Raw genomic sequence first — 18,840 nt, forward strand, 5'->3', positions numbered from 1 at the left:
TTTTCTAAATGGCGTATGTCGCCATGAACTTTGCCCACCTGATAACAACCTAAACTTATTATTTCTAAATGGCGTATGTCGCCATGAACCGATGACACTTAATGCCTGTGGTATTTTTAAAATTTCTAAATGGCGTATGTCGCCATGAACTATCACAATTACCCAACTGGTTTTATTCCATGTTTCTAAATGGCGTATGTCGCCATGAACTCAATTTTTGGGGAATCAATTTGACTTAAACATTTCTAAATGGCGTATGTCGCCATGAACGTCTTTTTAAACAATTTTTTACACGTTCTTTATTTCTAAATGGCGTATGTCGCCATGAACTCAAGCTGTTGGAATTTCTGATAAGTGTGAGTTTTCTAAATGGCGTATGTCGCCATGAACTTTGCTGCAATTAACTATAAAACAGATGGTTTTTTCTAAATGGCGTATGTCGCCATGAACACCTACAATCGTTTGGGGTTTTTCCATGGATCTTTCTAAATGGCGTATGTCGCCATGAACATTCTTCAAATGCTTCACCGATTTTAACTTGTTTTCTAAATGGCGTATGTCGCCATGAACATTGTCGCATATGAGTTAGAACAAGCGCTCAATTTCTAAATGGCGTATGTCGCCATGAACTCAAAGGTTTTTCACCAGTTCCGCGTGCCTGTTTTCTAAATGGCGTATGTCGCCATGAACTTAATGAGATCAGGGTTAATGGTGGTTTGTTATTTCTAAATGGCGTATGTCGCCATGAACAGAAACACAGACAAACCTGTGGACATTTACCGATTTCTAAATGGCGTATGTCGCCATGAACGTCCAATGTGGCACGACTTCCTGTCAATTCGTTTTCTAAATGGCGTATGTCGCCATGAACCGTGGCGCTCGATATGGCAATTATTCCGATGTTTTCTAAATGGCGTATGTCGCCATGAACACACAAGAGCAAGAATTGCCCCCACAATGGCATTTCTAAATGGCGTATGTCGCCATGAACATAATCCTGCTTTCGGCTTTGGAATATTGACGTTTCTAAATGGCGTATGTCGCCATGAACTCAAGCTGTAGGAGTTACTGATAAGTGTGAATTTTCTAAATGGCGTATGTCGCCATGAACATGAAGCAACAAGAATTGCATCAGTTTTTGATTTTCTAAATGGCGTATGTCGCCATGAACTTCGTAAATATACCGAGAGCGTCAATTTTTGGTTTCTAAATGGCGTATGTCGCCATGAACCTATCATAATTATCCAACTGGTTTTATTCCGTTTTCTAAATGGCGTATGTCGCCATGAACAGTTATAATAAAGCAAAAATATAAGTTACAACAAGCATTTATCATGTATTTTATAAATTTACCCAATCAAAAAATGGCTTGTTGTAACTTATTGATTTTATTAAGCTGTTAAAGAGTCTAAAAAATATTGGGTTAAAACTCTGGTACTGTGGATGTACGACTTAATCCATAGCTTCCAAATTTTCCAATACATGCTTCATCAACACGTTTTTTCCCAATAATCAAACGGAAGTTCATATCGTTGGTTTGGCTTTTCATATTAATATAAGGTTCAAAAGTCTCCGTCAGTTCCAATGCTTTAAAGTGTTCCTTTGCCTCTTCAATTGAAATTCCACGGCGTTTTGCTTGATGCAAAATACGCTGTTCAATCGTTAATTTTGGATTGGCTTTAAAGTAAGTTGCATAGCCATTGATCTTATCTTCTGGAACTTCACGAGCAGATAAGACATGCACATAATCTTGCAGTCTTTCTAGCCAATGGTTTAAGTTTAGTTGTTCCAATGTTTCGACTGAATCCGCAAAAATACGAATTTTATCGCCTAAATAACCCAATTTTTTCTGCTGAATTAAACGATACTTAGGGAAAGAAATACCATAAACAATCTTGCCCTGTTCATCGGCTTGTTCAGCAAAAGCAATATGTAATTGGGTATATACTTTTGACCAAATTAGATGCAGAGGAATTTCCTCCTGCTCCAATAAAGTAATTTCTAAATAATAGGGCATAGTTAATCCTTGCTACTTTGACCAAAGACACCACCACGCACCAAAACAGCCATGACGTAATGCTCTTGCTCAGGATTCTCAAGTGATTCGCCTAATGCATATTTATCAAATAACGTAAAAAAGTCTTTTTTATCTTTCGGGGTACGATACGCTTTGCCAAGATTGGTCACTGCACCGTATGGCTCAATCGCAATCGCTGTTTTTTTCTCATCAAATTCAGGATACCAAGTATCTATGGTACGCAAAGCATTACCTAACTTTTGTGAATGCATGGCTGCAACATCATTTACATGGTAAAGGATTTTACTTTTTTCACCTTTACCTTTATCTAATACAAGTTCTTCACTTGGATAGACTTCTTGACCTTTACCCACCAAAGCATAAGCTTCAACTTTAATCAGTAAATATGGGACTTCCCCTCTTAAGGCACTTGCAATTTGATTCGCTAAGGCTTGTACTTTCTCGTCTACTTGATCGAAGTTATGAAGTGGATATTCCAAAGCATTAAATGTCACTGTTGGTTGATCATTCACAGTCACAACTACATCTACTTTTTCAGCACCTACGCGGTTGCGCCATAAAAAACGAGCATTGGCGATATTCAGTGCATAGCGTTTTGCAAGTTCAGTAAAGCCATAAGTAGTAATATAATTTTTAGCGACATCATTATATGATTTTAAGAACGTTTCATTATTACAAGCAGATGGGTTTTCAACCCCACCCAATATTTTTAGGGTAAATCCAACTTTCAAAGTATCTTGATGTTCGCCTAAAGCACAGGCATCAACGGTTTGTGGATTAGCTTGAGCAATATCCATATTAAGCTTTAATAAATCTTTATCAGTTGCACTCTTTAAACGATGTGAAACTGTTCCACGCACAGATTTTTCAATCAGTTTTAATGCAGTTTGTTCAGCACGTTTATCCCAATTTGTTCCATAAAAATATCCATCAGATGGAACAAGTTTCTTTTCAAATGCGAGTACACTTACAACTGCTTTTTCATTTTTAGCCATGAGCTTTTCCTTTTTTCAGTTTTTAAATCAGATTGTTGTTGAGTTTTGGCAAAGATATAAATTATTTTCTAAATCAACATGATATTGCCATAGTAGTTGATCGATACTTTCAATACGATAAGGCATTATAAATTCCCCCAGCGTCAAAACAGCTTCCGCAAAACGGTGTGGTGTATCGGCATCACGTTGGTTTTTAGCAATACCTAACTCTGAAATACCCTGAAAACCGACTGCAATCGGTACTAACCAACCTTGTGCGTTACGCTTGGAAGTCCATATCACTTTGCCATTTTCATCTACGCTAGAACTATGTGTAACTTTTAAATAATCTAAAACAGCATCCAAAGCATCTTTACCTTGTTTCATACTTTCTATGACTAGATCACGGCGTTCAATTAACACGTGACCAAGCATAAGCTTATTAGAGATTTTTCTTAGTTCTTGATCTTCATCCTTATTTTCATTAAAACTGAGTGTTTCACAATTTCTAAAAGAAATGATATCTCCACTAGCAAACTTCATTGTTGGTATGATTGCCTCAATACTTTGTAGAAAATTTAATGTTTGCTCAGCATCAACATTACTGTACTCAATTAATAATGAAATATCTAAATGACAACGTGCTTCTTCAATGAATCCATCACCTATTAATGGTGCCTCATACATATTCGGGAAAGTACCTTTAGGATATCTACCTGTATATTTTTTGTCGAAAATTAAAGGTGTTTTATTAATAATAATGGAATTTTCAAAATCATTCTCTCCTTTATAGGTTTGCAAATTAAATTCATGGCAACTCACCGCAACTTTATCTAAAATAAGACCATCAAAACCTTTTTCTTTTAAATTGCGTTGAAGTGCATGTATGACACCAAGCCAAGCTGTCATTGCAGGAAAACCAATAGTAAATGGGCTACTCATTGCATTCGCATTATGAATTTTTAAATGTGAAATTAAAATAAAACGACGCATTAAAAAAACTCCTTATCTTCTTGAACAGCTTCATTTACAACTGTTTTGACGTGTAAAAGCTCACTATCACCAAGCTGAAAAGCATCTTTAATAGTTTTTTGATAACTTGCTAGAATCCAATGTGCAATATCTCGTGCTAATTCATCACGCCATTCTGAATCATTACCTCGTTCATCTCGATAAATATTGTCGAGCCACATGCGTTGTAATTTCGGCAAGCTTTCATAATAGTCTTGGTTTGACCAACCTGGCTCATAATGTTCTCGAATTTTAAATGCTTCAAACATAATACGATCAATCACAAAATGAATAATATTTTGAATGGCTGTTCTAACAGCATCATTTCGCTTTTCAGTTTTCATTAATTTATTTAAGTGAAAAAAGCTTTCTTGAAAACTTCCACGATATAAGCATTGTTTAAAAAAATCTGTTTTAGGCAATCGAGTGGATCGTTGTTCTAAACTTGGAGGGATACTAGGTAAAAGATAATATTTTCCCGAATTTTCATTATTTAGAATGCTAATGCCTTGCGGATTACCGCTACCATAAGCAGTTGAAGTTGTATTACAAATATCTGAAAAATCATTTAGATCATAAATTCTATTTTTAAAATTCTCTTTAGCTTTTTTTGAATTTTCAGAGAAACGCATAATATTTATTCTATTTTTCATCTCCACTAATAATCCAGAAGGTGTTAGTAGTGATAAGATATGGTAATTTTTTTTATCTATAGGAAAATAAATTTGCTTTACAAATCTATCAGTTTTTAAATCTGTATTAGATGACTTAATTTGTAGAAATCCTGTACGCACCTCTTCAAATCTATCTATTTGCAAGCTCAAAGCTTGTTTAATTAAATCAGTTTTTTCTTCTAAGTGCTCTAAAATACTCTTTCCATCTTCTAATTTAAGAAAAAGAAATTTATAAACATCAATTGCTCCAGCACTCCCAATAATATCAAATGGATAATTTACGTTTCCACTTTTTATATATCCATCATTTTTTCTATCGCTAATAAAATAAATATCCGAAACTTGTGCTCTCGGATGACTAAATTTAGCAGGGTGACTTACAATAGTTAATTGTTTTGCTCTATTTGCCGCATCAGATAACCATTCAGCCAAACTGAATTTGGCTGTTGCTTGCTGCTGTAATGCAACAATTTCATGATCATCTTTTACTTTTTTTAAACGTTCTTTAAGCCATAACTCTTTTCGATCATCTAAAAATGCTTGAATATTCTCTATCATATTTTATGTCCTTCATTATTGTTTATCTAAAACGACCAATCCAAATTGATCGCAATATATTAATTGTTTCCCTTCTAAATACTCAGGTAGCATGATTTCCCCGTATCTTTCTGATAATTTTTCAACCTCATGGTCAATATCTTCTATATCAGAATTACGGTCAATAGCCATACGACACAAAATGTCGTAGTAATTTCGATTTAACCAAAGTCGTTCTACTTCTACGTTATTTAATTCAATATCTTTAATGCTATACCAGCTCTTGCGATCAATATACTTTCCAAAATCATCTTTAATACACATGGTAAGTTTACGGTCTCTGAATATTCTAAAGAGCTGAATATCGGGTGAACTCTTACGGAATGGATTAAAACGCTGAGGTAATCCAGTCAAATACCATGTTTCAGTTAACCAAGCATTCAAAAATGCTGCACCATTTTCATTATAGGAGGTCAACTGATGTGCGGTCACCGCATGTTCAAGATCAGCCAACTTTAATTTTGCCTGTAAATGACTATTTGCCTGAACACGTGGAATGGCATTAATACGATTCTCTGTATCAGAAATATCTAAAAGTTGTGCCAAATCTTTCGTGACAAGCCTAAATTTTGTATTGTTTTGCTCAAAACCAGGCTTTTCAAAGGCAACTTTAGCTTTGCGTAATCCTTTTAAATTATATTGCATTAAAGCAATATTTGGCTTTTGAATGTCTTGTTCTAATTTTCGATGACGTAAAACACGTCCTGCTAACTGAATAATTGAACGATAAGATGATGGCTCAACAATTGCCCAGTCAAAATCATGATCTCGCCCCACTTCTTCAACTGGCGTTGCAACTAGAATAAAAATTACATTATCGTAATCTGTCACATCTAAATGCTGACGAATCACCTCATCTGAAAATGCAGCCGCTTGTTCTCCTAGTTTTTCCTTACGTTTTAAAACATGATCTAAATGTTTTTCCTGCTCACTTCGCAACACTAAGACTTGCCGACTATGATAAGCCATTATCCGTGGTGCAACATTTTCCGTCCATTCAGCGTTTAACAAATATCGGGTTAGTGCAACACAAGGTGGAATATTCGCCAGACGTACCACACCAAAAGAGACTTTTTTCCCTGTTTTCGCATCTATACTGTGATGATCGTGATGTAAACTTTCAATATTCTGTTTAATTCTTTCAAAATATTGAGCTTGTAAACTTTGTTCTAGGCGTTGTATTTCCTTTTCAGCCACAAGATCAGCACAATCCACAATATAAGCTTTATGTTTAATCACTTGTTTGCTCAAAGCATCTGAGCGCAAATCAACAAACTTATCATGGGCATTTTTATAATGTTGGATTGCCTCTTTTTGATTGTCCAGATCAATAGCTTGAATTTGAGTTTTAAACTCATCCACCCACATGGCAACAGTATTGGTCTGCTTTAATTTCTTAAACGCACAGTACAACATCCAACCTTGTTGATAAGCATTAAAAAATCCCTCAGCCAATGCAGGTGGAATGGTTGCAGATGAAATCATTACCTTGCGCCCCAACATTCCTGTTAAATGGACAAGGCGAGCAATGGCAATTAAATCCTGACCATTAAAATCGTCAACCTCATCAATCACCAAATCAGAAGATGAAAGCCTTAAACTCGGTAAAATATATTTTCCGCCACGTTTAGTTTCAGTCGCAGCCATCAAATGGTCAATGGTACATGCTAATACAGGTTTATATAAAAATGCTTTATTACGTTCAGCCTGATTTTGAGGAAATAATGCATTCATAAAATCAGCTTGTGGCATGGCATCATAATCTAGCTCATTATCTAACAATTCCTCCAATGACTCCGAGCCAATTTCCTCTATCAGATGAGATTCATCCTGCTGAGTTTTTTTTGTATTGTGATGATGGAGTTCCTGAACTGCTTTTGAACCAATTAAAACAGCAAGCTCATCATTACTTAAACCAATATCATGACGATAAGAATCGCCTGTTTGTAATGTTAAGGTTCTTAAACCCAATGCCAAAATATAACGTAATGACTGCGCATCTTTAGATAAAGCTTGCATAATCTTGGCATTGGCAATCGTTTTTCCTTTACCTGTACTTGCCATATTGACAATAAACCAGCCCTGTTTTTCAGCAGCTTCATTTTTTTGAATAAATTGCTGAATGCCTTTTACTGCCTGATCTTGCCATTCAAAACCTTGAGGACTTTTCTTTTTTAATTTTTGAACATCATAAGCAGGTTCCATCTCATCGGCTAAACGACTCAATGACTGCGCCACTCGCATTGCATTATCACTGACTCGCACCAGATGCTCATCTAAAAATTGCTTCAATTGTTTGGTTTTTGGATCAGTATTTGCTCTCAAGGATAAGCTGGTTTTCCATGTTTTATCTGCTTCACAAGAGGAATAGTAATGATCGCCCAACATCAAACATAATCGAGCATGATGTAAAATGACTCGCCAACTCCCATCTGCAAAGATTTGTTCGGTTGTATGTGATTCTAGTAATAAACGAGCTGACCATTTTTTGATTTGTTTTGTCCACTCAACAGATTGGCTTAATAAACCTTGTTCAAATTCAAAACATAATTTTAGGCGTTGCTTGTACTCGGTTTCATCCTGTTTATTTTGATAGCCCCAATCAGCAGAAATTATTTTGAGCAATCCTGATAATTCAGATTTTTTTGAATCACTATAAAGGTCTAATTTATTTGTGTCTTTTAGATCAGGCAAACGATGATGTGAGACGATCAACCAAGCCACCAATTGCGCCAAAGGTGGGAGCTGATCTAAAACTTTAGATTGGTCTGAATTTTTAATAATCGTTTGTTTTAATAACTCTTCATCCCATTTCTGCGCTATTAATAAATTCAGCCATGCTTCATCAGAGTCAATATCACCTGATGATTGCACCAACGCATTGAGCAAAAGACAGGAAATCCACTCATGCCGTAACGGATCACCCTTTTTTGCATTTTTACTTTTATACTGTAGTTTTTCTTGAAATAAAACTGTGGCTTTTCCCCAATCATGCAGTAAAGCAGATACCGCCACAAGTGCCTTAATTAAAGGCAAATAATGCCAGTCATTTTCCCATTTATTTTGAGCTAAACTTTTTTTGGTGGTATTTACAGGTACAATGCCTTCACTATTAAACTTATTTCGGTTTCCCACAATCCACATCAACTCACTTCTACGCCGCCCACGTATCCAATGACAACTCACAGCCGTATTTTTACTGGCAGTTTTTCGTAATAAATTTTTTACAGCAACCAAACCATCTTCCGTAATCACCGTTTGCCAAGTGTTATCACCAATCCGATCTGCAAAGGCATCTAACACGCGACGAGTTCGAGGAATGGCTTTCTTTTCGCATTGAGAAATAAAGGTGACAATCATAATTCACTCGCCCCTGTAGTAAAGTTTTTGCAAGCTTGCAATTTCACCTGCTCAAACATCCAATCCAGACAACGATATTCTGTGAATTTTTGTAGAAGCTGTTGTCTAAATTCTTGTTCTTTCATCCCCTCTTTGGCACAAATAAAAGCCCACGGCAACACCACCGCATCCTTAATCAAATCAGCGACATCAAACACCAAAGCCCCACGTCGGGTTTTGCCATGCATCACTGCAAAACTATGTGAAATACCTAACACCCAAAGTGTGGTTGCAGCCAAACCATAAGCTAAATAATTGCCATGATTGAGAAAGTCATTGGCTAAATCGCCCTGTTCAGGATTACGCTCAAAACTGAGTTTGCAACGAGTCGCTGCAATTTTATAAAGCTGCTTCGTCGTTTGTGCTTCGGCAAGTAACAAATCACCAACTTTGGTTTGATGTGGAATTTTATTTTCAAAACCGATTAAAGCTTGGCTAATATCCGCATCATCCAGATAAAAACCTTCATCTTTTAAATCTTTATCTTTTGCCCAGATTTTACGGATAAATTCGATACGAGCCACTTGAAAAGCTTTCGCCACTTCCAAACGTTTGACATCATCAAACCAGAAACTCATCCACCCCTGCATGTACTCCGTTGGGCGATATTCACTTTGTGGCGTTAGCCATTCCACTTCACTGCCTGAAAATAGCGGTGTCCCACCACCGCCACAAAAACCAACCAACACACCTGCACTACACAGCATTCGCATTGCAGCTTGGGTGATGGATGTTCCTGTGCCGAGTAAAATTACAGTGGTATTGGCAATCGGGATATTCCAGTACTGGTTTTCATTTTTGGCTTCGGTCAGGTATAAAACTCGACCATCTTTCTGCATCACTCGGCAATGTTCAAGGTAGTACAGATTGGCCCGTTTAGAATGAAGAATTGCTTTTAAATCTGATGGGTTGAGTTGTTCCATACTTTTATTTTACCTTGATTTTTTCTAAGCCTAACGGATATCAATACAATAAAAAAGCCGCCTAAAGTGACTTTACGACATCGAATGTCGTTTAAGGGATTTTTTAAATTAGGAATCAATTTTATCAAATTTACGATCAATTAAACTCAAGCGACCACGTACGATATCAGACAACATTCTCCAGTCAGAGATAAAGCTATAAAGCGGTTGTTTAAAGCTTGCTGGCTTATTATGTTCATGAAAGAAATGCCCCACCCACGCACAGGCATAGCCAGACAATAAGCCATACGCCAAGTATTTTGCCTTACGTTGACGGATAGCTTTCGTCCAAAAATAAATACCAAGAGAACTACCAACCGCATGCAAACGGCGACTATTGATATTGCGGTGTTCAGTTAAATAAAAGCGATAAAATTCATTATAATTTTTAATCGGTAATAAAAATTCCACTGGATGAGAGATATTTGCTGGTGCATTCATTTTATGATCGTCCTAATCGTACAAAAACTCTTCACACGTTACTGCATTTCTTAAACAAAATAAAATTATTGTGTCACAACATATCCAAGCTTCAAAAAACTTTAACAGTCATTTTCAGGATCAACAGGCTATACTCATTTCAATTGGTTATTTTAAATGGTCAGGAGCCATTACGTTATGGAAATCGAGCTTAAATTTCAACTCCCTGAATCCAAGAAAAAAAGTGTTTTACAGACCCTAAATAAACACAAAGCACAAAAAATTCATTTACAGGCCAAATATTACGATACGCCTGATCGTCTACTTGCCAAAAATTATGTGGCGATTCGCTTGCGTCAGGAGGGAGATGGCTGGGTACAAACCTTTAAGGCAGCCAGTAAAAATCATTTACAACGCATTGAAGAAGATATTGTATTAGGCAAATGTGAACAGGAACCTGAACTAGATTTATCACATTATCAACATAATCAAACCGTTCAAAATGTGTTGCGTAACATATTAGGTAATGAAGCTGCCGATTTACAATTGCAGTTTCAAACCGATGTACAGCGCACTTACCATGTATTTGAGTTTAATCATTCTCAGGTTGAAGTTTGTCTGGATGATGGAGAAATTCGTACAGGCAAAGATCAGGCGAAAATCTGTGAAGTTGAGTTTGAACTCAAGCAAGGTTCTGCTCAGGATTTAATTGAATTTGCTGAAACATGGGTAGATAAATATCAACTCTGGCTGGATGTGCGTAGCAAGGCAGAACGTGGCAATTTATTGGCTATGGAGAAAAAATCTTCTCCTGCCGCCAAAGCAAAATCACTTAAATTAGATCCGAATCTATCGGCTGAACAGGCACTGAAATTGGTGATTGAAAATAGTCTAAACCATATTCTACCCAATGCGGCTGCCATTGCTGGTGGCGTGGCTGAGGCAGATCATATTCATCAGGCACGGGTGGGTTTACGCCGTTTACGTTCAGCATTAAAACATTTTTCCAATTGGTCAGAACACATCAATCCTGCTTGGGAAAGTGAGTTAGCTGATATTTTTAGGGCATTGGGACAATCACGCGATCATGATGCCATTCGGGATTCCGTCATTCCATTGATCAAGAAAGTCTGTGATTTTGATTTTGCATTAAGCTCCAACACTGATCCTGAAATTGCCACACGTTTAAGCAATACTCAAACCACACAATTATTTTTATCTCTCCTTAGCTTTATTCACAGTGAAAATGAAGCAAAGGCCAAATTGTCCAAACAGGTCAGCAAAAGCTTGACCAAGCTCTATCATAAAATTTTAAAAGATGCTTCCCAATTTCCTGAACTTTCTATAGAGCAGCAACATCGTACCCGTAAGCGAGTTAAGCAGTTACGTTACTGTATTGACTTTACTGCTGGGCTTTATCCTGAAAAGCAGGTACAGCAGTTTCTGGATAAACTGCAACCGATTCAGGAATATTTAGGTTTTTATAATGACCTATTCGTGGCTGAGCAGATTTTCCAGCAACAAGTTTCTGAAAAGCCAGAATTTTTATTTGCTTTAGGCTGGGTCAAAGCACAGCAGCCGCATGTGACAAAAAAAGCAAATAAAAAGCTACAGGTGCTTTCTCATAAAGATATTTTTTGGGCGTAATTGTTTCTTTTATATAGCTAATCCAAGCAGCAAGTACAACAAAGTAAAACCAGCATTTACTATCGTGATGGGCGGCATGGATGCCGCCTGTTTGGCTGTGATACAAGGAAGTATCATCAGCCAAACAAATGGTTTTGCCTACTTTGTCCGAAAACAAAGTAGGAAATCGTCTATGCGAAAACATTTAAACTTTACCTAATGTTAGTGGCTGTGCAGTTATTTATCAAAATTAATACCCTACTCCTAAAAAGATATTTACTAGACTTAGACTATTCAGCGATATTTCCCAAAAATTTTCCACGTCCCATTATCTGCAATCGGATCACTATAGCTATCATTACGCTGTTTACGGGGTTTATCCCGTGCATCCACCAATTGAAAATGGGGTTCAACACTTAGAATCATGCCATTCATATAAAAACGGGTTCGGGTATATTCACTCTGTCCATGCTGGAACACATAAGTCCGTAAATCAATAAACTCCCGATGTGCCACCAAAGCAGCCGTATCATCACTTTCCAGCCATTCCTGCATGGCAAAAATCTGGTCGGTATCAAACTGCCCACATTTTTCCACCAGTGCCGCCACACCCCGAAAAGTTTTAGATTCTTTAGCGCGGGTTTTATTGATTCGGATACGATCAACATGAAAGAAAAATAACGGCAAATTTAAATGACTGGGTAAATGAATGGCATCCACTACCTCATCTTCCATAAAAGGCTGGCAAAGCTGTTGTGCCCTTTCGATCAAAGGCTGCCATTGTCGATAATATTCATCCACTTCCTGTTTCAGCGCATAATAAATCGGCAAACCCTCCACATGCTGTAAATGTTGCGGTGGATAGACGTGTTGGCGTAGTAAAGCAATATCGGTTTTTAAGCTTTGGATCGCAATTGCATCTGACATTTTGGTTATTCCAACTTGCTTAGGCTATTTTAGATTAAGGCAAAGGTTTAGTTTCAGCAAGGCTTTGTCTATAATAGTGTGTCTTAATTTGTCGCTGGAAATGATCATGTCTCAAAAAATTAACGCTACCGATGTGACGGAAGAAGAAGCTTTAAATGCGGTATTTTTTGAGCGTGCCGATGAGTTTATCAAACAGGCCAATGAATTTTGCCGTCCGCCAAAAGGGCAAAAAACTGATCCCGCTGAATTACGGGCACAAGTCAGTGCAGCCATGTTATTTGGTACAGCCCGTTTTAACACATGGGTAGCAGCCAATAATTTTAAAGATGGCAATGAAATGCGTGATGCCAAAGAACAAGTGATGTCTTATTTACTGCAACAGTTCCAGATGATGCTTGAAGACAACTTTGACGAATATTGTGAACAGTTTGAAAACTATTTACGCTTTCGCAAAAATGAAGATTTTCATGCACATAAACATGATCACGACCATTAATGGTCACTCCGTAAATAATAAAGCCACCGATTTAGTGGCTTTATTATTTTGATCATTTATTTTTTAATCTGGGCCTGGCCATATTGATCTGCCATCACCTCAACAAACTGATCCAGCTTGATATATTTCTTAATCACGGCATCTACATCCGCCTTACTGAGTCTGGCAATCTCCTGATCACGCTTTTCACGATCCAGCAGGGTTTTATTGCGTTCCAACTGTCCTGTTAACATGCCATGAATCTTGCGTTCATCTTCCAAGGAAGTGACACGTTTTTTCATAATGTCGGCTTTGGCTGCCTCCACTTCCTGCTCAGTCACACCTGAATTTAATAAATCTGTTAGCACTTTATGCACAGATTGGGATACCTGATCAGAACGGCCAGCAGTGTAGTTTGCTGTAATAGTGATTGAGCCACTTTCTGTATCTGAGTCCAAGTCCAGATCACTGCCAAAACCATAGACCAGCGCATTCTTTTCACGTAACTCCTGCGCCAAACGCGAGGAAAGTTGTGAATTGCCCATAATATGACTGAGAATAATCAATGCTGGCGCATCTGGATGGTAAGCACCAACAGGCATGGTAAGAACACTTTGGTAACTTCCAAACTCACGCTGTTCTGACAGGACATGTACTTTCTGTGCTTTAAAAGCCACATAAGGGGAAGTGATCTTTTGATAAGGCTGTTTGGTTTTCCATGAACCAAACGCTTTTTGCAGCGTTTGCCGCATTTTTTTCGGATCAAAATCCCCTGTTACTGCAATTTGGGCATGGTTGGTCACGAAGAACTGGTTATAAAACTGTTTAATTTGCGTTTGAGTGGCATCATTTAACTGTTTCTTGACCAGATCAGGCTCAAAGTGATAACGCATATCCCCAGGCTGATAGGTTTCCAGCAATCTTGCCAAGGTCATGGATGCAACAGTAGCAGGCTCGGTATACGGGCGATCCAGTACCGACAAGCTTTGGTTTTTCGCCAAGTCAAATTCGGACTGGGCAAATTTAGGTTGGTTGACCACCTCAATAATAAAGTTGAGAAAATCTTCAAACTGGTCTTTTTTGGCATTTACATTAATGGTCAAACCATTGCCATTTGATGTAACAGAAGCTCCACCACTTGCCGCAATTGCCCTATCGGTAATTTCCTGCAAGCTATGCTTTTCTGAACCACGTAACATCAGGTAGCTAGTCAGGTCTAAAGTCACACCCTTGCCAAATAAGGTTTTTTCATCGCCAAAGTCCAGACTGATGGTGGCATAGGTTTTGTCATCGCGTGTTGATGTTGGGAATAAGGCATAGCGAATACCGTTTTTCAATTCACCCCGTTGAATCTTTTGCTCATTCTTTTGCAACTGCTGGGCAGACTGGGTGACAAATTGGCTAACTTCTTGTTTATACACACTGGCATCTTTTAATGGCTCAGCTTTCTCAGCGCTCTGGTCCAGCGTTTTAGGTTTTTCCTGAGTATTTTGCGTCATCGCCTTTTTCTGGTCTTCAGGCGTTGGCAAAATATCTCCAGAAATACGGTGTGATGAAACCAAAAACTGCTTCAAGATCTGGTTGGCATCATTCAACTTTAAGTCCTGAATGGCCTGTAGGTCTTTAAAATACTGGTCCCACTGTCCATGTGAAGCCACAGCATAATCACTCAGGCGTGAACCTAAAGCTACAGCATCTTTAGCAATGGTATCAGCGGCATTTTTGGTCATGTTCTTGACCCGCTGCAACTCTGCATCGGTAAATGGCTGGCTATTTTCCACACCTGTGGTTAAGGCTTCATCAACTTTTTTAGCATCATGATTTGGTGCATAAATCGCCCCCATAAACACCAGATTAAAATCCTGATCCAGCCATGTTGTCGACTGTACAGCGGTGCTAATACCTGTTTCCACCATGCTCTTATACAGGGTTCCACTTGGCTGCATGGTATAGAGTGCTGGTGCTATCGACAAGGCAGACTGTAGCTGTGCATTCTGCCCATTCATATAGACATGGAACTTGGCCAAGTCACTGCCCTTTTGCACGGTAAATTGTCGTGGCTGAATTTTTCTGGAATCCAGTACAGGAACTTTTACATGTGCAGGCACAACCCGTGCTGGAATAGGACTAAAATACTGGTCAATTTTATTCAGCACTTCAGTTTTATCAAATTTACCCGAAATAACCATAATCGCATTATTCGGTGCATACCAAGTTTTATAGAACTGATTGAGTTCGTTCATGTTGATGGACTTTAACTCGGGCAAATCCCCAATTGGCAACCGTCCCAAATATTGATTACCGTATGCTGCTTTAAACATCTGATCCATCAAAACCGCAAAAGGCTGATCCATACGGATTTCGCGTTCACGTTTTACAATCTCAATTTCAGACGGTACAAATTTTTCCTGCAACACCAGCTTGTCCATACGCTCAGATTCGAGATACAGAATTTCATTTAAGGCGGTTTTTTCTGGACGGACAATATTCAGATACTTGGTAGAGTAATAGTCAGTACTGGCATTGGTCATCAGGGTATATTGGTCTAAACGGCGCTGAAACTCCTCACCTTTGACATTTTGTGTGCCTTTAAAGGCCAGATGTTCCAGTAAATGAGCCAGACCACCCTTGCCTTTTGGATCATTCAGTGAACCTGTCAGGTAGATTGTGTTGACATAGACCTTATTTTCTTTATCGTTTGGTGCAAGAATAACTCTGAAACCATTATCTAATTTATATTCTTCAATATTTTTCTCAGTTTTGACCAGTACTGTCTGAGACCAGGAAGTTGCACTTAACCCGATTAAACAAAGAGAAAGGGTAAGCTGCTTAAACCGCATTAACATAGATTATCCAAATATTTTGGGTGATTTAAATAAAAACAATAAGCTATAATAGAAAATGATTCGCATTTTTAATAGTGATGTTTTGAAAAAAGCTGCTGATTTAAACAGCTTTTTCTTTGTTTTTATAGAGATTTACTTACAAATTAGATCATCAGTTCGGCCTGCATGTACAGTTTCGCATAGCCTGAGATTTCAATACGCTGTTCAGACTCAATAACACATTCAAGAATCCCACCTCGAGTGGAGGCCTGATAGGCCAGCAATTGTGTTTTGCCCAGTTTATCTGCCCAAAGCGGTGCAATTGCGGTATGGATTGAACCCGTTACAGGGTCTTCGCCAATACCAACTTGTTTTCCAGCGCAATATTCTGCATCAGGATGTCATCCAGCCATTGCTCGGTCACAATCACCGCCGCAGGATTGCCCTTAAATAGTTGTTTGGTAAACGCATCCACCTGATACATTTTCATTGCACAGCACTCTCAAGATTTTTAATTTATTTTGAACACATGGTCGATAAATGATAGATACAGATTTTTTTAAATTTACGATACACAACCAGCTCTGAACCTTTAACAGAAAATGAAAGCTTAATGGTTTGATAAAAGCATAAACAAAAAAGAGTGGCCAAAACCACTCTTAATAGGACAAATAAAAACTTACTCGCCCATATGCTCAATGATTGCCTGACCAAATTCAGAACAACGCAACAAGGTCGCACCTGGCATTAAACGCTCAAAGTCATAAGTGACAGTTTTCGCCTCAATCGCCCCTGACACGCCCTTGATGATCAGGTCAGCGGCCTCTGTCCAGCCCATGTCACGCAACATCATTTCAGCAGAAAGGATGATTGAACCTGGGTTGACCTTATCCTGTCCCGCATATTTCGGTGCTGTACCGTGAGTGGCTTCATACACCGCAATTGCCCCACCAATGTTTGCACCTGGCGCAATCCCAATACCACCGACCTCTGCCGCAAGCGCATCGGAAATATAATCACCATTTAAGTTCAATGTGGCAATGACAGAGTAGTCTGCTGGGCGCATCAGGATTTGTTGCAGGAATGCATCGGCAATCACATCCTTGATCACGATGTCCTTACCCGTTTTCGGATTCTTGATTTTTACCCACGGCCCACCATCAATCAGCTGACCGCCAAAACGCTCCACTGCAAGCTCATAACCCCACTCCTTGAACGCCCCTTCGGTGTATTTCATGATGTTGCCTTTGTGAACCAGTGTTACAGAGGGTTTATCATTATCAATCGCGAATTGAATGGCCTTTCGTACCAAACGCTGGGTACCTTCTTTGGATACAGGCTTGATCCCGATACCACAGCCCTCAGAGAAACGGATTTTGGTGACACCCATTTCTTCTTTCAGGAACTTAATGACTTTCTTTGCTTCTGGAGAATCGGCTTTCCACTCAATCCCAGCATAGATGTCTTCCGAGTTCTCACGGAAAATCACCATATCCGTCAACTCAGGATGTTGCACAGGTGATGGTACACCCTCAAACCAGCGCACTGGACGCACACATACATATAGGTCCAATTCCTGACGCAGCGCGACATTCAGGGAACGGATACCACCCCCAACTGGTGTGGTTAAGGGACCTTTAATTGAAACAATAAACTCACGCAAAGTGATGTGTGCTGAATTAACAGGAGACTTTCACTTGGGAGATTCTAGACAGCTAACCGATAAAAGTCTTCTGCCATTTGATTTGGTGTCTTAAAATCCAAGCCTTTTTGAATTCTTCGCTGATTATAAAATAACTCTATATATTTTGTAATATCCGCTTTGGCTTCTTCCCTTGTTTTGTAGTTGCGATGATGGACTAGTTCATTTTTGAGTATGCCCCAGAAACTCTCTATCGGTGCATTATCAAAGCAGTCGCCTTTTTTGCTCATTGAACCCTGAAAATCAAATTTCTCAAGTAAGTTTCGATATTCATTACTGCAATATTGGCTGCCTCTGTCTGAATGTACAATGAGATCTTTAGCAGGTTTCTGATTGCGAATAGCCATATTCAATGCATCACAAACAAGCTTGGCTGTCATGCGCTCATTTAAGCTATAGCCAACAACCTGTTTCGTGTAAAGATCTTTGACAGCTGCCAAGTACAACCAGCCCTCAGCCGTCCAAATGTAGGTAATGTCACTCGACCACGCAAGATTAGGCTTCGTCATTGAAAACTGTTGCTTGAGTAAATTGTCATAAATAGAACGGTTGTGATCACTGTTCGTGGTTCTTTTGAAACGCTTATGGCGCTTACAATACAACTGATTTGATTTTTTTATTTGGCGCACAGCATACGTACTTATTTTGATACCTTGCGCTTGTAAATGCTTGGTTAATCGAACATAGCCATAGCTTTGTTTGGTTTCTTCATGGGCTATTTTGACCAAAATTGTCTGCTGATTTCGCTGAATTGATCTTTTACTCATGCCTCGCTTTAGCCAATCATAAAAGCGAGAAACGGATACACGAAGTAATCGAGCCATTAAAATAATCGGAAATAAGTGGCTTTGCGATTTCATATAGGCGTACCTCACTGACTTTCTTTGGCAAAGTACGCTGCTGCCTTTTTTAAAAATTCACGTTCCATTTCAGCTGTTTTGAGCTGTTGTTTAAGCTTCTTATTTTCTTCGAGTAAGGCGTTTAGATCGGGCGAATACTGTTTTGTGCCTGCTAAAGTTCCAGCCTTTGCTTTGTTATTCCAGTTCGAAAGGGTTTGCATTGAAATGCCAAGTTGTCTAGCGGATTCCGATACATTACCTTGGTTCTCTTCAATGGCTTTTATGGCTTCAGCTTTAAATTCTGCGGTGTAAGTCTTCTGTTTCTTGCTCATGGTAAACTCCTAATGAGTATGTATAGTTTACCAAGTTAA

Annotated in this window: 13 protein-coding genes, 2 pseudogenes and 1 CRISPR repeat array; of the genes and pseudogenes, 2 read left to right on the plus strand and 13 right to left on the minus strand. The window is 38.6% G+C overall.

The genetic code is table 11. The annotated features are described in order from the left end of the window. The first annotated feature begins 1 nt into the window (after position 1). Positions 2 to 1,291: direct repeats of the CRISPR family, unit length 28 nt; unit sequence TTTCTAAATGGCGTATGTCGCCATGAAC. Positions 1,292 to 1,423: 132 nt separating this feature from the next. From cas6f to F973_RS00600, 7 genes are all read right to left on the minus strand, one after another. Then, positions 1,424 to 2,017: a type I-F CRISPR-associated endoribonuclease Cas6/Csy4 gene (gene cas6f / locus F973_RS00570; protein WP_004758706.1), complete on the minus strand. Its 594-nt coding sequence runs from the start codon at positions 2,015 to 2,017 to the stop codon at positions 1,424 to 1,426. A 2-nt stretch (positions 2,018 to 2,019) separates the two neighbouring features. Beyond that, positions 2,020 to 3,033 carry a type I-F CRISPR-associated protein Csy3 gene (gene csy3, locus F973_RS00575; protein ID WP_004758707.1) on the minus strand — a complete coding sequence of 338 codons (1,014 nt, stop codon included), beginning with the start codon at positions 3,031 to 3,033 and terminating at the stop codon, positions 2,020 to 2,022. Between the two features lie 27 nt (positions 3,034 to 3,060). Continuing rightward, positions 3,061 to 4,005 carry a type I-F CRISPR-associated protein Csy2 gene (locus F973_RS00580; protein WP_004758710.1) on the minus strand — a complete coding sequence of 315 codons (945 nt, stop codon included), beginning with the start codon at positions 4,003 to 4,005 and terminating at the stop codon, positions 3,061 to 3,063. Then, positions 4,005 to 5,255 carry a type I-F CRISPR-associated protein Csy1 gene (gene csy1, locus F973_RS00585; RefSeq protein ID WP_004758712.1) on the minus strand — a complete coding sequence of 417 codons (1,251 nt, stop codon included), beginning with the start codon at positions 5,253 to 5,255 and terminating at the stop codon, positions 4,005 to 4,007. The genes F973_RS00580 and csy1 overlap by 1 nt, the downstream gene beginning before the upstream one ends. 15 nt (positions 5,256 to 5,270) lie before the next feature. Beyond that, the gene (gene cas3f, locus F973_RS00590) at positions 5,271 to 8,654 is read right to left on the minus strand and encodes a type I-F CRISPR-associated helicase Cas3f (RefSeq protein ID WP_004758714.1); all 3,384 of its coding nucleotides are present in this window, start codon (positions 8,652 to 8,654) and stop codon (positions 5,271 to 5,273) included. Beyond that, positions 8,651 to 9,616: a type I-F CRISPR-associated endonuclease Cas1f gene (cas1f, locus tag F973_RS00595; protein WP_004758716.1), complete on the minus strand. Its 966-nt coding sequence runs from the start codon at positions 9,614 to 9,616 to the stop codon at positions 8,651 to 8,653. The genes cas3f and cas1f overlap by 4 nt, the downstream gene beginning before the upstream one ends. Positions 9,617 to 9,724: 108 nt before the next feature. Then, positions 9,725 to 10,096 (minus strand): Mpo1-like protein, encoded by a 372-nt coding sequence (locus F973_RS00600; RefSeq protein ID WP_004758717.1) that lies wholly within the window; start codon positions 10,094 to 10,096, stop codon positions 9,725 to 9,727. 177 nt (positions 10,097 to 10,273) lie between these two features. Here F973_RS00600 and F973_RS00605 point away from each other — a divergent pair, with 177 nt between their 5' ends. Then, a complete protein-coding gene (locus tag F973_RS00605; protein ID WP_004758719.1) occupies positions 10,274 to 11,722 on the plus strand; it encodes a CYTH and CHAD domain-containing protein in 1,449 nt (482 codons plus the stop codon). Between the two features lie 273 nt (positions 11,723 to 11,995). Here the strand turns inward: F973_RS00605 and F973_RS00610 are convergent, their stop codons facing one another. Beyond that, positions 11,996 to 12,628 carry a hypothetical protein gene (locus F973_RS00610; RefSeq protein WP_004758722.1) on the minus strand — a complete coding sequence of 211 codons (633 nt, stop codon included), beginning with the start codon at positions 12,626 to 12,628 and terminating at the stop codon, positions 11,996 to 11,998. 106 nt (positions 12,629 to 12,734) lie between these two features. Here F973_RS00610 and F973_RS00615 point away from each other — a divergent pair, with 106 nt between their 5' ends. Then, the gene (locus F973_RS00615; protein WP_004758723.1) at positions 12,735 to 13,124 is read left to right on the plus strand and encodes a DUF3144 domain-containing protein; all 390 of its coding nucleotides are present in this window, start codon (positions 12,735 to 12,737) and stop codon (positions 13,122 to 13,124) included. A 56-nt stretch (positions 13,125 to 13,180) separates the two neighbouring features. Here the strand turns inward: F973_RS00615 and F973_RS00620 are convergent, their stop codons facing one another. The 5 genes and pseudogenes from F973_RS00620 to F973_RS00635 form a co-directional block, all read right to left on the minus strand. Then, positions 13,181 to 15,949: a M16 family metallopeptidase gene (locus tag F973_RS00620; protein WP_004758725.1), complete on the minus strand. Its 2,769-nt coding sequence runs from the start codon at positions 15,947 to 15,949 to the stop codon at positions 13,181 to 13,183. Positions 15,950 to 16,092: 143 nt separating this feature from the next. Next, positions 16,093 to 16,296, minus strand: a pseudogene (locus tag F973_RS15160) (PhzF family phenazine biosynthesis protein); the annotation flags it as partial. Further along, positions 16,272 to 16,418, minus strand: coding sequence for a PhzF family phenazine biosynthesis protein (locus F973_RS15165; protein ID WP_004681377.1), 147 nt, complete (start codon positions 16,416 to 16,418; stop codon positions 16,272 to 16,274). The pseudogene F973_RS15160 and the gene F973_RS15165, both read right to left, overlap by 25 nt. Positions 16,419 to 16,607: 189 nt before the next feature. Continuing rightward, positions 16,608 to 17,591 (minus strand): annotated as a pseudogene (gene icd / locus F973_RS00630) (NADP-dependent isocitrate dehydrogenase); the annotation flags it as partial. A gap of 44 nt (positions 17,592 to 17,635) precedes the next feature. Next, positions 17,636 to 18,801 (minus strand): IS3 family transposase gene (locus tag F973_RS00635; RefSeq protein WP_155756441.1). Its coding sequence is split into 2 segments (ribosomal slippage): positions 17,636 to 18,543 and positions 18,543 to 18,801, totalling 1,167 coding nucleotides; the frame shifts between segments, so codons are not numbered across the junction. Positions 18,802 to 18,840: the final 39 nt, after the last annotated feature.

This window comes from Acinetobacter sp. CIP 102129, assembly GCF_000368305.1.
GTDB lineage: Bacteria > Pseudomonadota > Gammaproteobacteria > Pseudomonadales > Moraxellaceae > Acinetobacter > Acinetobacter parvus.

Excerpts from the sequence above, each read along its gene's own strand:
- cas6f (WP_004758706.1), bottom strand. The coding sequence starts at position 2,017 with ATGCCCTATTATTTAGAAATTACTTTATTGGAGCAGGAGGAAATTCCT.
- csy3 (WP_004758707.1), bottom strand. The coding sequence starts at position 3,033 with ATGGCTAAAAATGAAAAAGCAGTTGTAAGTGTACTCGCATTTGAAAAG.
- F973_RS00580 (WP_004758710.1), bottom strand. The coding sequence starts at position 4,005 with ATGCGTCGTTTTATTTTAATTTCACATTTAAAAATTCATAATGCGAAT.
- csy1 (WP_004758712.1), bottom strand. The coding sequence starts at position 5,255 with ATGATAGAGAATATTCAAGCATTTTTAGATGATCGAAAAGAGTTATGG.
- cas3f (WP_004758714.1), bottom strand. The coding sequence starts at position 8,654 with ATGATTGTCACCTTTATTTCTCAATGCGAAAAGAAAGCCATTCCTCGA.
- cas1f (WP_004758716.1), bottom strand. The coding sequence starts at position 9,616 with ATGGAACAACTCAACCCATCAGATTTAAAAGCAATTCTTCATTCTAAA.
- F973_RS00600 (WP_004758717.1), bottom strand. The coding sequence starts at position 10,096 with ATGAATGCACCAGCAAATATCTCTCATCCAGTGGAATTTTTATTACCG.
- F973_RS00605 (WP_004758719.1), top strand. The coding sequence starts at position 10,274 with ATGGAAATCGAGCTTAAATTTCAACTCCCTGAATCCAAGAAAAAAAGT.
- F973_RS00610 (WP_004758722.1), bottom strand. The coding sequence starts at position 12,628 with ATGTCAGATGCAATTGCGATCCAAAGCTTAAAAACCGATATTGCTTTA.
- F973_RS00615 (WP_004758723.1), top strand. The coding sequence starts at position 12,735 with ATGTCTCAAAAAATTAACGCTACCGATGTGACGGAAGAAGAAGCTTTA.
- F973_RS00620 (WP_004758725.1), bottom strand. The coding sequence starts at position 15,949 with ATGTTAATGCGGTTTAAGCAGCTTACCCTTTCTCTTTGTTTAATCGGG.
- F973_RS15165 (WP_004681377.1), bottom strand. The coding sequence starts at position 16,418 with ATGAAAATGTATCAGGTGGATGCGTTTACCAAACAACTATTTAAGGGC.